Annotated in this window: 13 protein-coding genes, 1 tRNA gene and 3 pseudogenes; 7 read left to right on the top strand and 10 right to left on the bottom strand. The window is 33.7% G+C overall.

All coding sequences use genetic code 11. The features are described from left to right. Nucleotides 1-3: 3 nt before the first annotated feature. Nucleotides 4-2,175 (bottom strand): S9 family peptidase, encoded by a 2,172-nt coding sequence (locus tag AC0J6S_RS06520; RefSeq protein ID WP_474955971.1) that lies wholly within the window; start codon nucleotides 2,173-2,175, stop codon nucleotides 4-6. 179 nt (nucleotides 2,176-2,354) lie between these two features. Between AC0J6S_RS06520 and AC0J6S_RS06515 the strand changes: the two genes are divergently transcribed. Together AC0J6S_RS06515 and AC0J6S_RS06510 are read left to right on the top strand one after the other, a co-directional pair. Further along, the gene (locus AC0J6S_RS06515; protein ID WP_474955970.1) at nucleotides 2,355-3,671 is read left to right on the top strand and encodes a hydroxymethylglutaryl-CoA reductase, degradative; all 1,317 of its coding nucleotides are present in this window, start codon (nucleotides 2,355-2,357) and stop codon (nucleotides 3,669-3,671) included. Between the two features lie 51 nt (nucleotides 3,672-3,722). After that, the gene (locus AC0J6S_RS06510) at nucleotides 3,723-4,640 is read left to right on the top strand and encodes a GYDIA family GHMP kinase (protein ID WP_474955969.1); all 918 of its coding nucleotides are present in this window, start codon (nucleotides 3,723-3,725) and stop codon (nucleotides 4,638-4,640) included. 100 nt (nucleotides 4,641-4,740) lie between these two features. Here AC0J6S_RS06510 and AC0J6S_RS06505 read toward each other — a convergent pair whose 3' ends face one another. The 6 genes from AC0J6S_RS06505 to AC0J6S_RS06480 all read right to left on the bottom strand — a co-directional run bounded on the left by AC0J6S_RS06505 (nucleotide 4,741) and on the right by AC0J6S_RS06480 (nucleotide 10,991). Continuing rightward, complete coding sequence (locus AC0J6S_RS06505) at nucleotides 4,741-6,837, bottom strand: peptidylprolyl isomerase (RefSeq protein ID WP_474955968.1); 2,097 nt, start codon at nucleotides 6,835-6,837, stop codon at nucleotides 4,741-4,743. Nucleotides 6,838-6,945: 108 nt separating this feature from the next. After that, the gene (locus tag AC0J6S_RS06500; protein WP_474955967.1) at nucleotides 6,946-8,205 is read right to left on the bottom strand and encodes a hemolysin family protein; all 1,260 of its coding nucleotides are present in this window, start codon (nucleotides 8,203-8,205) and stop codon (nucleotides 6,946-6,948) included. A gap of 3 nt (nucleotides 8,206-8,208) precedes the next feature. Continuing rightward, nucleotides 8,209-8,406 carry a hypothetical protein gene (locus AC0J6S_RS06495; RefSeq protein WP_474955966.1) on the bottom strand — a complete coding sequence of 66 codons (198 nt, stop codon included), beginning with the start codon at nucleotides 8,404-8,406 and terminating at the stop codon, nucleotides 8,209-8,211. A gap of 12 nt (nucleotides 8,407-8,418) precedes the next feature. Further along, entirely contained in the window at nucleotides 8,419-8,973 is a 555-nt protein-coding gene (lptC, locus tag AC0J6S_RS06490; RefSeq protein WP_474955965.1) for an LPS export ABC transporter periplasmic protein LptC, read from the bottom strand. A 40-nt stretch (nucleotides 8,974-9,013) separates the two neighbouring features. After that, complete coding sequence (gene bamG / locus AC0J6S_RS06485) at nucleotides 9,014-10,264, bottom strand: BamG family beta-barrel-assembly machinery protein (protein WP_474955964.1); 1,251 nt, start codon at nucleotides 10,262-10,264, stop codon at nucleotides 9,014-9,016. Beyond that, on the bottom strand, nucleotides 10,257-10,991 hold the full coding sequence (locus tag AC0J6S_RS06480) for a type III pantothenate kinase (RefSeq protein ID WP_474955963.1): 735 nt from the start codon (nucleotides 10,989-10,991) through the stop codon (nucleotides 10,257-10,259). Before AC0J6S_RS06480 ends, bamG begins: the two co-directional genes overlap by 8 nt. 98 nt (nucleotides 10,992-11,089) lie before the next feature. On the opposite strand from AC0J6S_RS06480, the gene AC0J6S_RS06475 reads away from it, so the two are divergent. The 5 genes and pseudogenes from AC0J6S_RS06475 (at nucleotide 11,090) to AC0J6S_RS06455 (ending at nucleotide 12,391) form a co-directional block, all read left to right on the top strand. Next, nucleotides 11,090-11,162: transfer RNA gene (locus AC0J6S_RS06475), tRNA-Phe, on the top strand. A gap of 51 nt (nucleotides 11,163-11,213) precedes the next feature. Next, nucleotides 11,214-11,363, top strand: a pseudogene (locus AC0J6S_RS06470) (GIY-YIG nuclease family protein); the annotation flags it as partial. A gap of 46 nt (nucleotides 11,364-11,409) precedes the next feature. Next, nucleotides 11,410-11,541 (top strand): annotated as a pseudogene (locus tag AC0J6S_RS06465) (nitrite reductase small subunit NirD); the annotation flags it as partial. Between the two features lie 29 nt (nucleotides 11,542-11,570). Continuing rightward, nucleotides 11,571-12,197 (top strand): DUF4202 domain-containing protein, encoded by a 627-nt coding sequence (locus tag AC0J6S_RS06460; RefSeq protein ID WP_474955962.1) that lies wholly within the window; start codon nucleotides 11,571-11,573, stop codon nucleotides 12,195-12,197. Between the two features lie 71 nt (nucleotides 12,198-12,268). Continuing rightward, entirely contained in the window at nucleotides 12,269-12,391 is a 123-nt protein-coding gene (locus tag AC0J6S_RS06455) for a type IV pili methyl-accepting chemotaxis transducer N-terminal domain-containing protein (RefSeq protein ID WP_474955961.1), read from the top strand. A gap of 544 nt (nucleotides 12,392-12,935) precedes the next feature. On the opposite strand, the pseudogene AC0J6S_RS06450 reads toward AC0J6S_RS06455, so the two are convergent. The 3 genes and pseudogenes from AC0J6S_RS06450 to AC0J6S_RS06440 form a co-directional block, all read right to left on the bottom strand. Then, a pseudogene (locus AC0J6S_RS06450) lies at nucleotides 12,936-13,742 on the bottom strand (M20/M25/M40 family metallo-hydrolase). Nucleotides 13,743-13,756: 14 nt separating this feature from the next. After that, a complete protein-coding gene (locus tag AC0J6S_RS06445) occupies nucleotides 13,757-14,245 on the bottom strand; it encodes a hypothetical protein (protein ID WP_474955960.1) in 489 nt (162 codons plus the stop codon). A 776-nt stretch (nucleotides 14,246-15,021) separates the two neighbouring features. Next, on the bottom strand, nucleotides 15,022-16,407 hold the full coding sequence (locus AC0J6S_RS06440; protein WP_474955959.1) for a hypothetical protein: 1,386 nt from the start codon (nucleotides 16,405-16,407) through the stop codon (nucleotides 15,022-15,024). Nucleotides 16,408-16,420 lie beyond the last annotated feature (13 nt).

Raw genomic sequence — 16,420 nt, 5'->3', positions numbered from 1 at the left:
CTATTATAAATTTTCTTTAATAAAATTAGTCATTTTGGTGTACAATTGAATTCTGGTTTTTCCGCCGTAAATCCCGTGATTATTGTCTGGATAAATTTGGGAATCAAATTGTTTATTGGCCTGAATCAAAGCTTCCATCATTTGCATGGAATTTTGAACGTGTACATTATCATCTCCTGAACCATGAATCAAAAGGAATTTCCCTTTCAATTTATCTACATGATTTATTGGTGAATTATCATCGTATCCGCTTGCATTCTCTTGCGGTGTCGTCATGTAACGTTCCGTGTACACACTGTCATAAAAACGCCAGTTCGTCACCGGAGCTACAGCAATTGCCATTTTGAAAACATCATTCCCTTTCAAAATACAATTTGAAGACATAAATCCTCCATACGACCAGCCAAATATACCAATTCTAGCTTTATCCACAAATGGGTAATTTCCTATTACTTTAGCGGCATCAATCTGATCTTCCACTTCGTATTTCCCTAATTGTAATTGCGTCACTTTTTTGAAATCAGCTCCTTTAAAACCAGTTCCTCTTCCGTCAACGCAAGCTACAATGTATCCTTGTTGGGATAACATCATAAACCAATAATCATCGGTACCATTCCAGTCGTTGTTCACTTGTTGTGAACCTGGGCCAGAATATTGGTACATGAAAACCGGATATTTTTTAGCAGAATCAAAATCCTTTGGTTTAATAATCCACGCATTTAGTTCATTCCCTTTTGCCGTTTTCAATACAAAAAACTCTTTTGAAGGTAAATCATAGCTTTTTAGCTTTGCAGCCAATGATTCATTGCTTTGAATAACTTGAATTTGTTTTCCGGCTTTAGCTTCGTTTAATGTATAAGTTGTAGGTTGTGACGCACTAGAAAAAGTATTGATGTAGTATTGAAAATTCGGACTGAATGTCGCAGCATTCGTTCCTGTAAATTGTGACAAACGCACTTTGTTTTTTCCGTCAAGACTTATTTTGTAAACGTCTCTGTTGATAGATCCATTCTCCACTGATTGATAAAAAACCGTATTTGTTTTTTCGTCTAAACCATAATAATTCGTTACTTCCCATTTGCCTTTAGTCAGTTGGTTTTTTAATTTTCCATTTTTATCGTATAAATAAATATGATTGAAACCATCTTTTTCGCTGGTCCAAATAAAACTGTTGTCTTTCAAGAAAGTCAAGTTATCCGTAACATCAACATACGCTTTGTCTCTTTCGTTCAAAACTACTTTTGCAGCTCCTGAGTTTCCATCGATAAACAGCAAATCCAAATTATTTTGGTGGCGATTCAATACCTGCGCAGACAATGTATTTGCATCATTGGTCCATTTCATTCTGGCGATATAAAAATCATTGTAATTCCCCAGATTAATATCTTTCACTGCATTCGAATTAACATCATAAATGTGCAACGACACTACAGCATTCTTCTCCCCTGCTTTTGGATATTTAAATGTTTGCATCATTGGATACAACTCTTTTCCAAACATGGACATCGAAAATTCCGGGACTTGACTTTCGTCAAAACGAATGTAGGCTACTTTTTTGCTATCAGCACTCCAGTCAAAAGCTTTCACAAATGCGAATTCTTCTTCGTAAACCCAATCCGTAATACCGTTAATAATGCTGTTTTTCTTTCCGTCTGTAGTAATTGAAGTCGATTTATCAGAAGCTAAATCATATACATATACATTATTTTCTTTGGCGTAAGCAATCATTTTTCCATCAGGCGAAAAGGTAGGCTCTTGAACCTGAAAATCGAATAGTTTTCTTAATTTTTTATTCGCGATGTCATATAAATAATAATCCGCAGTGAAAGAGTGGCGAAAGATTTGATTGGTATTGCAAGCCAATAAAATCATTTTTTCTGAAGCGTCAAAAGTGTAACTGTCAATCCCGCCTGATAATTCTCTATGCGATTTTGTATCGATTAATGTAGACACTTTTTTTAGTGTAGCAAAATCATACAAATCAATTTGCAAGCTTCTGGACTGCCTGTCCGCATTCAAAACTGTGTATTGATTTGTATTTTTCATGGACTGTAATTCATCCATTCCCTGAGCCCGAAATGTACCGTTATAAAGTTCATCAATTGTGATTTTTTGTTGACCTACAACCGTAAAACACAAGAATAAAAATAATGCTATAATTTTTTTCGAATTCATACTATTTATTTAAAGATAAAAACCGTCAATTTTAGTGAAAAAATTACAATTATCGGTCATTTTATATGTTAAATGTAAAAAGCAATATAAAAAATAACCTTTCACTGAATATAATTTGATTGTAAATAAAACGGCTAAAACCGTATCTTTGCAACTAATTACACCATAATCAATTGAGAATGAACAAGGCTATTAGCGGATTTTCTAAATTATCCAAAGAAGAAAAAATTAAATGGATTGCCAATCAATATTTTTCAACACCTACAGAAGCCATCGCCTTGTTGAAAAACTATTGGAATTCTGATGAAAAAATACAGAAATTACACGATGAATTCATCGAAAACACAATAACCAATTTCTACATTCCGCTGGGAGTTGCTCCTAATTTCCTTATTAATGGAAAATACAGCACGATTCCCATGGCCATTGAAGAAAGCTCAGTGGTTGCCGCTGCCGCAAAAGCCGCTAAATTTTGGTCCACGCGTGGCGGATTTAAAGCAACCGTAATCAATACCGAAAAAATTGGGCAGGTTCATTTTATTTATAAAGGCGATGTGTCAAAACTGAACTTGTTTTTTGCACAAAACAAAAGCAAATTTTTCTCAGAAACAGAGTCGATTACCACAAATATGCAAAAACGCGGTGGCGGAATTTTAGACATTACTCTAAAAGACAAAACCGATTTGTTGCCCAATTATTTTCAGCTACATGCTACTTTTGAAACTAAAGACAGTATGGGTGCAAATTTCATCAATTCGTGTTTAGAACAGTTTTCCAAAACCTTAAAAGAAGAAGCGCTCAATTATGCTCTATTTACAGAAACAGAGAAAGACATTGAAGTCGTAATGAGCATTCTTTCGAATTACGTTCCAAATTGCATCGTAAGAGCCGAAGTCTCTTGCCCGATAGAAGAATTAGAAGAAAAACACATTCTACATCCACAGGAATTTGCCGAGAAATTTGTGCAAGCCGTTAAAATCGCTGAAGTCGAGCCATATCGTGCAGTAACGCACAACAAAGGAATCATGAACGGAGTGGATGCTGTAGTTTTAGCAACAGGAAATGATTTTCGCGCCGTCGAAGCCGGAATTCACGCCTATGCTTCCCGAAACGGAAAATATTCCAGTCTTTCACACGCCAAAATAGAAAATGGAATTTTTACTTTTTGGCTAGAAATCCCTTTAGCATTAGGAACTGTTGGAGGTTTGACTTCCTTGCATCCCTTAGTAAAATTATCATTGGAAATGCTGGAAAAACCATCTGCCAAAGAATTAATGCGGTTTGTAGCCGTAGCTGGTTTAGCCCAAAACTTTGCCGCTTTACGTTCCTTGACTACAACAGGAATTCAGGAAGGACACATGAAAATGCATTTGAATAACATCATCAACCAGTTTGAAGCTACTGATGAAGAACGTATTTTAATACAGAAATATTTCAAAAAGAATACCGTTTCGCATAGCGCCGTGGTCACTTTTATTGAAAAATTAAGAAAATAATTTTATCTTGAAGCAACAAAGAACAAAGTTGCTTCGTTCCTCGCAAAGACAATGAAAAAAACATTCTACAGCAATGGAAAACTTTTAATCACGGGAGAATACCTGGTTCTTGATGGTGCCAAAGCTTTTGCATTACCCACAAAAATGGGACAAAATCTCATCATAGAAGAAGGAGACAACAAAGAAATCAATTGGAAAAGTTATGATGCGGATGGAAGCATTTGGTTTGAAGACACCCTTTTATTTTCTGATATTTCTAAAGAAGTTAATCCTGAAAATGAATCGGTAAAAGCAACACTTACGACCATTTTACACGAAGCATTTAAACTCAATCCGGATTTCATTTTAAATTCAGGTGGTTACATAATCACAACAGAATTAGGATTTCCAAAAAGCTGGGGCTTGGGAACGTCATCTACTTTGATAAACAACATTGCCCAATGGTTACAAATCGATGCTTTCACATTGCTTAAAAACAGTTTTGGCGGCAGTGGTTATGATATTGCTTGTGCGCAAAACGACAGTCCAATTGTATATACATTGGAACAAGGAAATCCTACAGTTGAAAAAGTAACTTTTAATCCAGATTTTACGGACAACATATACTTTGTATATCTCAACAAAAAGCAAAGCAGCAAAAGCGCAATAGCTGCTTACAATATGAATAAAAAGAATAATCTGCCGAGGACAATAGATTTAAATGACCTGATAACTTCTGAAGTTTTGAATGCTACTTCGCTTCCCTCTTTTGCTACAGCAATACAAAAACATGAAATACAAATGAGTAATATTCTGGAAACACAAACCATAAAAGAAATTTTATTTCCTGATTTCAATGGCGTGATAAAAAGTCTGGGAGCTTGGGGAGGTGATTTTGTTATGGCAATTGCAGAGGATAATCCAACAGCTTATTTTACTTCTAAAGGATATAAAACTATAATTCCCTATCATGAAATGATATTGTCTTAATTACAATACTGAATCCTCTTCCTCAAAAAATTGAATAAAAGCAAAATCCCGATACATTCAACATGTATCGGGATTTTTTCTTGTAAATAATTACTTTTTATTAGTAATTAAAATCCTGTCTGTTATCTTCAATTTTAGCGTTAGCTTTCAATGCAGGAACAACTCTGTTCGAATCTGAAGCACTTTGCGCCTTCAATTTAGCAACGTATGGCGCATGGTTTTTCATTGCTGGCGCTTTTACTGTACTTGTATTTTTAACCACATATATACCAGTATTTCCTTCAATTGGAGCGGACATTTTATTTGCTGATAAAGCAAATGCATTACCAACTACTTTTGGTTCTGGGCCAACATTTGGCAACATTGTATTTTCCATCGTAAGACCAGTTGCTTGTTGCACGGTTCCACCTACTGCTTTTGCAATTGCTTCAAGTGAAGAACCATTCATTTTAGCTTTGATCAGTTCTGCTTTTTTCTTGTTTTTAAGTATCTGTTCTACATAAGGTCTTGCTACAGAAACGGCAACTAAACCAGATTTATCAATACTTTTCAATTTTGCAATAACGTGACCTACATTAGCTACTTCAAATCTTTTTACAGATCCTTCTTTAACACCGTCTTCAAAAGCCCATCTTACGATAGTTCTTTGATTTCCTAATGTTCCAAAGTTCTCATCCATTCCTTTTACAGAAACAGCCGGAGCAACTTTAAGTCCCATATCTTTTGCTACTTTGTTAAAATCTTTATCCGCTGCATCCATTTCTAATTTGGTTGCCTGTGTAAATATTTTATCTGAAGTTGCTTCAGAAGCTTCTACTTTTTGAGCTACAGTAGCCAAACGGATTCCGTCTTGTTTATCGGTAATTTTAATAATGTGAAAACCGAAATCAGTTTCAACTAAACCAACTTTTCCAATTCCATTGCTAAAAACAAAATCATTAAAAGGTTTTACCATTTGGTTTGGACCAAAATCACCTAAATCACCACCTTGTTGTGCAGAAGAATCATCAGATGCTGTAAAAGCCAACATCATGAAACTATCAGGATTTGCGGTTACTTGCGCCAAAATAGATTCGGCTTTCGCTTTTGCTTGCTCTTTTGTTCTTTTCTCCTTTTGATTAGGAACTTGTGTTCCTTCGTAACCAATTAAAATATGACTTGCTTTAGCATTTACACCTGGTTTCATTCCCATAGATTTAGAAATACAGTAGTAATTCCCAAACATATACGGACCATATACTTGACCTGGAGCAAGATTGAACAATTTATCAGCATCTACAGCCGGTAAGTCTTTTTTGGCAATATAAGTTGAATCGTAAGGAACATCTGAATTTGAATTTACAAAGTCAATTGTATTAGTAGTTGATCTAAATCCTGCTACAGTATCATTTTTACCTGAAGCTTGATTGTACACTACACTTCCTGATAATAGCGCGGTAATTTTCGATTTTACCTCAGCTTCATCCGCTGGAGATGCTTTGTCTTCAATCAAAACGTATTCTACTTCACGAGATTCGTCTGCTTTATATTTTTTTTCATTTTTCTTCATGAAACCTACAATTTCTGCATCAGAAATTTTTACTTCACTGTCTTTGATTGTAGAATATAAACCTGCAACGTATGAAAAGTTCACTTGGTTTGCTTCCATCTCATATTTCATTTTTCCTTCGCTTTCAGTTGTAAAAACTGCCGCTTTGATCAATGTATTGTAAATTTGATATTTAGCATTTAAATCTGCATCTTTCTCTCTATCTTTTAAAAATTGAGCTTGTTCCGGATTAGATTTAAAATATTGTTTGAACTTTGCAACATCAAAAACACCTGCAGAATTCAAAAACAATGGATTTCCACCAATATTTTGATCTGATTTTAAAACTTCCAATAAGTGTTTTTCACCTACTCTAAGTCCTAATTTTTCAAATTCAGAAGTCAACAAAGCGATAGAAACTTCTTGCTCCCAAACTCTGTTAGCTGCTTCAGTTGAACTTATTCCTTGACCACTTTTTTCAACATTACTAACTTTAACTCTAAAATCTTCGAATGCAATATCTTTTCCATCAATGCTTCCTACATCTTTTGATGTGCTGTTAAAACCACCACTGTTGAATATATCACCTATGATAAATGCTAATAAACAAAATCCGATAACGAGTATCAGAAGAAGTGAACGTTGTCTAATTTTTTGTAAAAGTGCCATTTTATTGTTGTTAATTTTTATATTCAGTTTGCGAAAATACAATTATCTAATTAATAATTATAGTAGTAGCGTTTTATTTTGCAAGAATTTTTATTTTCATAATAAAAATCAATCCTGCACGCTCATTTTTACTAATTCAATTTTCTTATTTGTAGCTTCTTCAATTACAAAATGATAGCTGTTTATGGTAATTGCAGCTCCTTTTTGAGGAATTTCTTTTGTAAAATCGACAATAAAACCGCCCAATGTTCCGTAAGAATCTCCTTCCGGAATTTGAAGTTTATAGGTTTGGTTCAAATATTCCACATCTAAACGAGCCGAAAATAAAAAAACACCTTCACCCAATTCTTTTTCAATCAACTCTTCATCAGAATCATGCTCATCTTCAATTTCACCAAAAAGCTCTTCTACAATGTCTTCAATAGTAATAATGCCTGATGTTCCGCCGTATTCATCCAAAACCACGGCTACACTTTTTCGCTTTTTGGTCAGCAAATTCATGGCATCTTTGATGAATATTGTTTCAGGAACAAATTCAACCGGAATCACAATTTCCTTGATGTTATTTGGTTTTTTAAACAAATCAAAAGAATGTACATAACCCACAATATCGTCAAGGGAATTCTGATAAACCACAATTTTAGAATAGCCCGTTTCTATAAATAATTGCTTCAGTTCTTCGATGGAATCAAAAACCTCAACAGCTATTATTTCGGTACGCGGACTCATCACATCTCTGGCTTTTACACCCGAAAACTCCAATGCATTTTGAAACATCAATATTTCAGAATCCACGGTTTCATTATCTTCCACACTGCTCATTTGTTCCGTAATGTAATTTCCTAGTTCAATTTTACTAAAATACAACTGAATCGTATCTCCTTCGGTTTTGAAGAATTTCCTCAAAATGAAATCAGAAATCGCAATAAAAAAAGTGGAGATGAAATAGAAAATCTTATAAAAAATGTACGCGGGTATTGCAAAAAATTTTATTAACGAGTTGGCATAAATCTGAAAGAAAACTTTTGGAAAAAACTCAGCGGTAACCAAAATAATCAGTGCCGAAATAAAGATTTGTAACAGCAGACTTAACCAATCTGAGAAATGGAATCCCACAGCAACGCACCATTGCAGCACTATATCACCCATAAAAAAACCGTAAACCACCATTGCTATGGTATTCCCAATAAGCATGGCTACAATAAAATTTGATGGTTTTTCAGTAAGTTTTGTAAGTATTTTTGATAGAAAATTATCTTGTTTCTTTTCGATTTCAAGATATATTTTATTGGAAGAGACAAAGGCTATCTCCATTCCTGAAAAAAAAGCACTTAATATTAGACACAATATTATAATACTAACTTCCATCAATTAGGAGTTTTTGTTGCGATCTTCAAATTTTTTAGCAAATTTTCTCCTGAAGAAAAACATGAATACCGCCAGTCCAGCAATCATGAAACTCAACCATGGAGTCCCTAATGCCGGGTCATTCAGTTTCGTGAAACCGTCATATATGAAATACGCACCAAAAATAAGATAAACGTATTGTGTATATTTTAAGTAATTCATTTTGTATTTATATTAATCGGCAGATTCTATTTCGCCTGTTATTTTTTGAGAGTTAATCACTTTAAAATCCCTACTGAAATCAATTCCCTGTCCATTAGAAACTCCTTTTGGATCAGTCAATTTAAACCTTCTTTCGGTAAAAAACCACTCGTTTTTTTGATCAAAATACAACTGTTCTGTTTCCAGAGTTTGTCCTTGTTCCGTAAAAATTCTCACTTTACCTTGCAAATCAATAATATTCGTTCCTTTATAAGAGATTGCATAATTCGATTTGATAAAAGTTTTTTTTGCCTTTTTATCGTACAAAGTCACATCGATTCCTTTAGGAAATTCTGTAAAAGGAAATTCAACACTGGCGTAATCCAGCATTTTTGTACTAACCAAAACAGCGGTAATACGTCCTGAATCCGTGTATTTTAAATTCACCATATCAGCATCACTACTTGGCACGAATTCAGAAAAATTGATTTTTTGTACTTCTTTAAAATTACTTTCGCACCCAAAAAACAGTGTCACAGCAAAAGCCATGACAAACCATTTAAAATAATATTTTTTGAATAAAGTCATACAATGAACTTACAAAGAAGTTGTAGCAAACAATCTATTACTAGTTGAATTTTCGTTTTTCAAACCATCTTTCATTTAGTGAAAAACTTACACTCACGTTAGCATAATTTTCTTCCACTAAGTTTGCAGCGGTAGTTCCTCTTTTACCAAATTCAAGACCAATATTTACGTTTGAAAACGTTCCAGTCAAAGGCATTCCTAATCCTACTGTTAACGCCATGTCCTCAATAGGCTCTGAATTAATTACTAAACCGGTATTTTCAAATCTGAAACCAGCTCTATAAACAAGTCTTTTAGCGTAACTTGAAAATGAATTATAATTTGGAATATAATATCCACCAATGCTGTATTTCGAATGTTTCTCGTAGGTTACATTATCAAGTGAATTGTAACTATTATCTAAAGAACCCGCTCCTTGAAACGTATACCCTACTCCAACTAACCATTTTCTGGCTTCACCAATACCTGCTTGCGCAGAGTATTTACTTGGGATTTTGAAATTCTTCTCGCTTTTTACATCATCTAAAACATCAACAATTGATAAATCAAAATTTGAATCATAAAGTGCCGTTGAAATGTTTCTGGTGTTTTCAGTTTTCAAAGTACTTTCTAATGAATAATTTACGCTACTAAAAAAAGAGGTCTTTTTGTTGATTTTAGTTTTGTACATCATCCCAAGGTTAAAATTTACCCCAGATAAATCCACCGTATTTAATTCTCTTGTACCAATAGAAATATCCGTGATGTATTCAAAATTATTGGTTTCAATTTTACCAAAATTATAACTTACATCAGCACCAATATTAAAATTAGGAGTAATCTTATATCCAACACCTAGAAAAGCTTTGTTCATACCACCAGAACCATTAAATCTTCTGTTATTTACTGCCGGATCATCTGAAACGGATGAAATTTTATATCCAACAGAAGAATATGGAATCAAACCGAAACCAACTCCCCATTTCCCCAAAGGCAAACCTACGGCTAGATAATCTAAGGTTGTTCTACGAGCATTTGCAGTTTCAGTGTCCGTTTTCAATTTTGTAGTAGCCTGAGTCCCGCCCAAAGTAAAGGTTGTCAACTTCAAATTTGCATAACTCGCCGGATTCTGTAAGTTCATGTGAATACTATCTTGTTCGATAGCGATTTCTCCCATAGAGCGGTTTTCCAATGTTCCTCTAAACCTCACATCTCCAATTCCGTAGAAAGAATAGGGCGAAGATGTTCCCTCTTGTCCAAAAGACACTAATGATAAAAGCAAACATGCGCTTATTATAATTTTTTTAATCATTTTTGATTTTATATTGAAATGTTTGGTACAAACTTTCCAGCAGAAAATTTGAATTGGCAAATATGGTATTTTTTAATCGTTTAGCCAAAAAATCTGTATCGCCACCCGTTAAAATTATTATAAAATTTGAATATCTTGCTTTATATTCATCTATGAAACCGTCAATCTCATAGACAAAACCATTAACAACTCCCGAATGAATAGATTCAGAAGTGGAGTTTCCAATCAAATCCTCCGGAGTTTGCGATGATAACAAAGGGAGTTTCGCGGTGTAGTTATGCAAAGCTTCGTAACGCAAGCGCAGTCCTGGAGCAATGGCTCCACCCAAATAATTATCATTTTCATCAATAAAATCATAAGTAATACAAGTCCCAGCATCTATCACCAATCGATTCTGATTCGGAAACTGTAGTGTCGCTCCTGCAGCAAGAACCATTCTGTCAATTCCTAATGTTTTAGGAGTCGCGTAACAGTTTCGGAACGGGAAAGAATCTTCATGTGAGATGAAATGCACTTTTAGCACTTTGTCAAAATCAAGAAAAGACTGTTTTTCGACATCACCAACAGACGAAATAACTAGATCAGTTATTTTTTCGAAATTTTTTAAAATATTTTGAATGTTTTTTTGAAGTTCTATTTTCATAAAAACAAAAATCTCAGAAAGGGTAGCATCCTCAAAAACAGCTGCTTTAATTCTGGTATTTCCAACATCGATAACTAAAATCATAATTTGGTTTTTGATATTGTAAAGGTACGAATTGATTTTTTTTAAAAAATGTTTTGGATAAACTAAAAATCATTCTATATTTGCACCCGCAACAGCGAGGTACCTTAGCTCAGATGGTAGAGCAATGGACTGAAAATCCATGTGTCCCTGGTTCGATCCCTGGAGGTACCACAAAACCCGAATAGAAATATTCGGGTTTTTTGTTTTTAAACCTTTTTTAAAATGCATTATCTTTATATTCTTTATTCAAAATCCACAACTAAATATTATGTTGGCGAAACACATAATATAGAAGAGAGATTAATAAAACACAATCAACACACATATTCTGGATCATTTACAAAAATCGCTAATGATTGGGATTTAACCCTACTTTTTAATTGTTCAAACAAAGAAGAGGCTATTTTTCTTGAAAGATATTCCCTGTCCAATGCACAAGAAAACATTTTCTCTTATCAATGGATCAAATTTGAATGGAGATGATTTAAAAATCGCCACTTATCCGGTAAAAATTCTTGAAAATGCGGTCTTCGGAGGCTTTTTGGAATAATTATGTATCTTTGATTTTTAACTTTTCAAATGACAACAACACCATTCCAGAACGCCAGCAAATGGATTGATGCGGAAAATGCACAAGATACAAATCACGAAATATACCTATCAATTTCTCATCCAAAAGAATTGTTATATTCGAATCGAATGTATGAAAGACTGATGGATTTTCATCCAAATGCATCCGAAGCCGTTCAAATTGCATCCAAGGCACAACATATTTGCCGATGGAAAGTAGCCAGAGAATCCTACCCAAAGGACCGCGTGGGTTATTTGAAATGGCGGGAAGATTTAAAAAAATTCCACGCTAAAACGACGGCTGTAATTTTAGAAAAAGCTGGATATTCAGAAGAATTTATTGCACGGGTTTCGTTTCTTATTGAAAAAAAATTACTCAAAAAAGACACCGAAACACAACTACTCGAAGATGTGATTTGCCTAGTATTTCTAGAATATTATTTAGACGGATTTGTTCACAAACATGACAGGGAAAAACTGAAAAATATCATTCTGAAAACTTGGAATAAAATGTCAGAAAAAGGACATCAGGAAGCCCTAAAAATAAACTTCAGCACTACAAATTTTCAATTGATAAAAGAGGCTCTAGGATTGCAATTCAATTTCTTTATGACAAAAAAGCTACAACATCCATAGACACCGTTTCATTCAAAAATTTAAAGCGACTATATTTATTCGCCTTATAGACGATTGCTATTACGGTACTATTGAGCCAGCTCTTGATACAATACAACCTGTACAGTCAGCGAAGCGATTCGCGGATAATCACTATTTCTGGAAAACAAAGAATGTTGAGTCAAAAATTGACAAAGGAGATTTTAATTTTGTGACGGATACTTCCAAAAGCGAGCAGGAAATCATCCGAATCAATGAAATAATCTCGCTTTGGAAATTCAAACACAATGCTTTGAAAAAAAGAAAGAGAATACCAAAGAAGCATTGCCACTTTTGGATCTATAGAAACTATTTTGAGTTTAAATCAGTATAATGTCAAGGTGGAGTTGCAGTAAATTCCACAGATTATAAAATATAAAAATGGGTAATTATTTCACAAAGCAAGATTGTAAAATAAGTACCCATTACTGCTATATAACCCGTTGGGTGTAATTCAATTTGTTTAATTTTTTAACCACATAGAAACATAGATATTTAAATTTTGTAGGGTGTTTCACTTTTTTAGAGAAACCCATAGCTATGTGAACCCAAGACCCGAGCGATAGCGAACAGGCGAAGCAATTGGGCTATCCGACTCTTTTTTCTATGTTTCTATGTGGTTCAATTTTTTTATTTAAGACTAATTGAAATTTTTATTAATTACACCCAACGGGTACTATATAGACTTTACTTATCAAGAAAGAAAGCCGAAGAACTTTACTAATTTCTACTCAAAGCACTGCTATCCACTCTTGACGGTGTATCTTTTCCGTTAACGATGCTAGAAGAACTGATGGCAATGGCTTTAATGATTTGTGTCATATTCACCATATCCAGCGTTTCTATTTCATCACTTACTTTGTGATAATTCGGTTCGCTATCCATTTTAGAAGTAGAAATCGTATGTGCAGGAACACCCAGTTTTGCCAGAGTCGCATTATCGGAACGATAGAATAATTGTTGTTCCGGATAAGGATCCGGGTAAAATTTAAAAGCTGAACCTTCCTAATTCTTCTGCAATATTTCTCCCATACTTGATTTTTCAAAACCAGTAATATATGCCGAATTTTTACCCCATTTCGATTCGGTTCCAATCATCTCCAAGTTAAACATAGCCATAACGTGATCCGGGTTTAATTGTTTCGAAAAATATTGAGAACCATAACCGCCTATTTCCTCCGCTACAAATGTGGTAAACAATATCGTACGCTCATTATTATTCAGTTTCTTGAAATACTTAGCTAACATGATTACTGCTGTAGTTCCCGCTGCATCATCATTGGCACCATTATAAATAGAATCCGTTGCATCATGTTGCTCTCCTTCTGCAGGCGAACCCACACCCAGATGGTCATAATGTTCTGAAAACACTACATATTCATTGGGTTTGCTTTTACCCTTCAATACGCCTACTACGTTATTCAATGCTTTTTTTGTAACGGTATTGGTACCTTCTATTGAAAACTGAGTCGCCTCAGCAGCACCAAAAACAAACACCACCGTATTTCCTCCAGGATTAGCACTCATTTGCGTAATGTGTCTCACATTTGGAATTCGGGCTTTAAAAGAAGCATCCACAAGAACCAAAAGGTTTTTAGCGCTCTGATAATATTCGTAAAATTTTGGCCAAATTTATCTCCGGCATTTATTTTCACCACCTGAACATCACTTTTTTCAGTCATTGCCATTTGCGGTTGGTAGGAAAACGAAACCACATCCGCTTTATCTATCGCTTTACCATCGATTAAAACATTTAAAGAAACATTTTTAGACTCGGTCATGGAAAATTCCTGCTTGAAATCTTTGGCACCGTTAAATGTTTGCATTCCTATTTTCTTAAATTGAAATTCAATATAAGAGGAAGCCTTATCGATACCCGGAGTAAACGCTCTGCGACCTTGCATATCATCCGCCGAAAGCACTTTCTCTATCTTGGTAACGTCTTTTATTTTGATGATTTTATTGATGTTCTGCGCCTGCAACATACAAGCCGAGCAAAGTACAACGGCACTTAAAACAATTTTTTTCATAAAGTATAGCGTTTAATGACAATAGATTCTACAGTAAGAGTGCAGTATTGAAATTGTGTTACAGTAAAACTACTAAAAAGGTTTGGACCTGTTTATAATTTGAAGCAGAATGATTACAGTTTTCAAGAACGAATCCTCCTGCTGTACGCTGTATCTTGCAATCCCGTCCCGATGTTTCGGGATCGGGACTACGAGGATGCCACTACCATCAGGGCTAGGAATCACGAACTTTTTTCATAATGACATTTCCACAATCTAGTCATTGCGAGGAACGAAGCAATCACACTTAAAAGGCCTCTCAAAAGTAAGAACTAACTACAAAATACTCTTTAACCTGAGTTCGATTATTATTTTACCACTAATGACTTTCATATCATTAATTTACCGTTAACTGGTTTTCCTGCAAGGTTTTTTTTGACCTTGTAGGTATATTAATCTAATAAAAATTATACCTACAAGGTTTTGGAAACCTTGCAGGATTATAAACGGTATTGAAAATGAATACTTTAATAATCGAACTCAGGTCTTTATGAAAAAGCTTATAATTGGTTCATGAACCGCGTTGCAAACGCTACGTTTTGCATATATAATTAAAGTAGGTTGAGTAAAACTTATAAAGTACAAACCCTCTAGATTATGACCCGAGACGATAGTCGAACAGACGAAGTAAATTTATAATTTCTACTCATAGTTACTGTTTTTAAGATTAATATAGAAAGTTTAGTTTTAATTTACACGAACCACACGAAAGGATTCGTGCGTTAGCGGGGCTTTGTTTAATGTTCAATTTGTTTTAATTCATTACCGACAAAATGTAAGCTATAATCAAAACCATAATACCATCTTTCAATTGTACCATCTTCAATTGTTGTTTTATCAGACCATATTGGAATTCCCCAAGATTTTTTGCACATCTCTTTAGACATACCAATTTTAACTTTACCTAGAGCAATTAATTCTCCATTTAAATTTCCGAACTTTTCGATACATTCTTTTTTTCTTTTCTCAAATGCAACTTTTTCTTTTAATATTGTTTCTTTGTTTTGCTTTTCTTTTTCTAATTTCAAATTTTGATTCGTAATTTTATCTTGTTTTTCTTTTTCTATAATATCTTTTTCTAATTTCCAATCTTTTAAATCTTCTAAGGCTACTGTCTCATCTTTATTATTCCTCAGGATATAACTTATATTTGAACCACCCTCTAGAATTGTTACGTCAATACAGTTCCAAATACCCGAAGGTCCAATTTTTACTGGTTTAGGGGTTGTAAATGATTTTCCATTTTCATCTTCAATTGTAATCATTTTTTTTAAATCGTCCCTTTCAGTTACAATGCCATCAGGTATAATATTTTGACCTACGTATTTTTCTTTTTGTTTAATAAAATATGAGACTAAAATCAATCGGTTTTTCCAATACTCATTTCCGTCTTCCATATAATATAAAGTTTCTCCGGTTACTTCATCTCTTAATTCAAAAGCAATTTTCGAATGCTTTAAAATAATATTCTTTGATACTGATTCATTTGAATTTGCAACTTTTTTTGATCTTTTATTATTGCTTTCAATATCCTGTAAACTGTAATAATATTTTGATGAGAAGTCCATTTCTTCTAATTTCTCTCCGTAAATTACATTTGTTATTAAATAATATTTGTTTCCAATTCTGCGATTAGTGAATCTAAAGTCTATTCCGTCTTCGTAACGATCGTAATTATCAAGATTACCATAATACAGAAATGGTTGGTAAATATTTGTTGAAACTGAATCGATTACTAAAATTTTGCGATATTCAGTACTAATATTTGAAGGACGAAACACAAATGTTTTAGATAAGAACTTTATTACATTTGAGGAATCTAATAAAATAACAGATTGTTCTTTTTTAAACAAAAAAGGATTTATAAATTGGTATTTATCATTTGGATTAACCACAGTTTGTTTTTTGGGTAAGTAAACTCTTTGTCCAATAAATTTTTTATAATCACTTAATTTAGGAAGTGATTGCCAATTTGATAGGCTGTCATACGGAACTGATTTTTCGACTATTTGTTCTTCTTCTTTTTCAAATTTTGAAATAGTAATTTGAGAAAAAACACAAAAAGAATTAAGTGTCAGAAAGAGAATTATAAAGGGTTTAAGTATTTTTAATTTAATTTTCATAGCTATAATGAAT

This window comes from Flavobacterium sp. TS_SC_5, from assembly GCF_056156265.1.
Note: the sequence above shows the minus strand (reverse complement) of the source record. Positions and strands in the feature narration are given on the sequence as shown.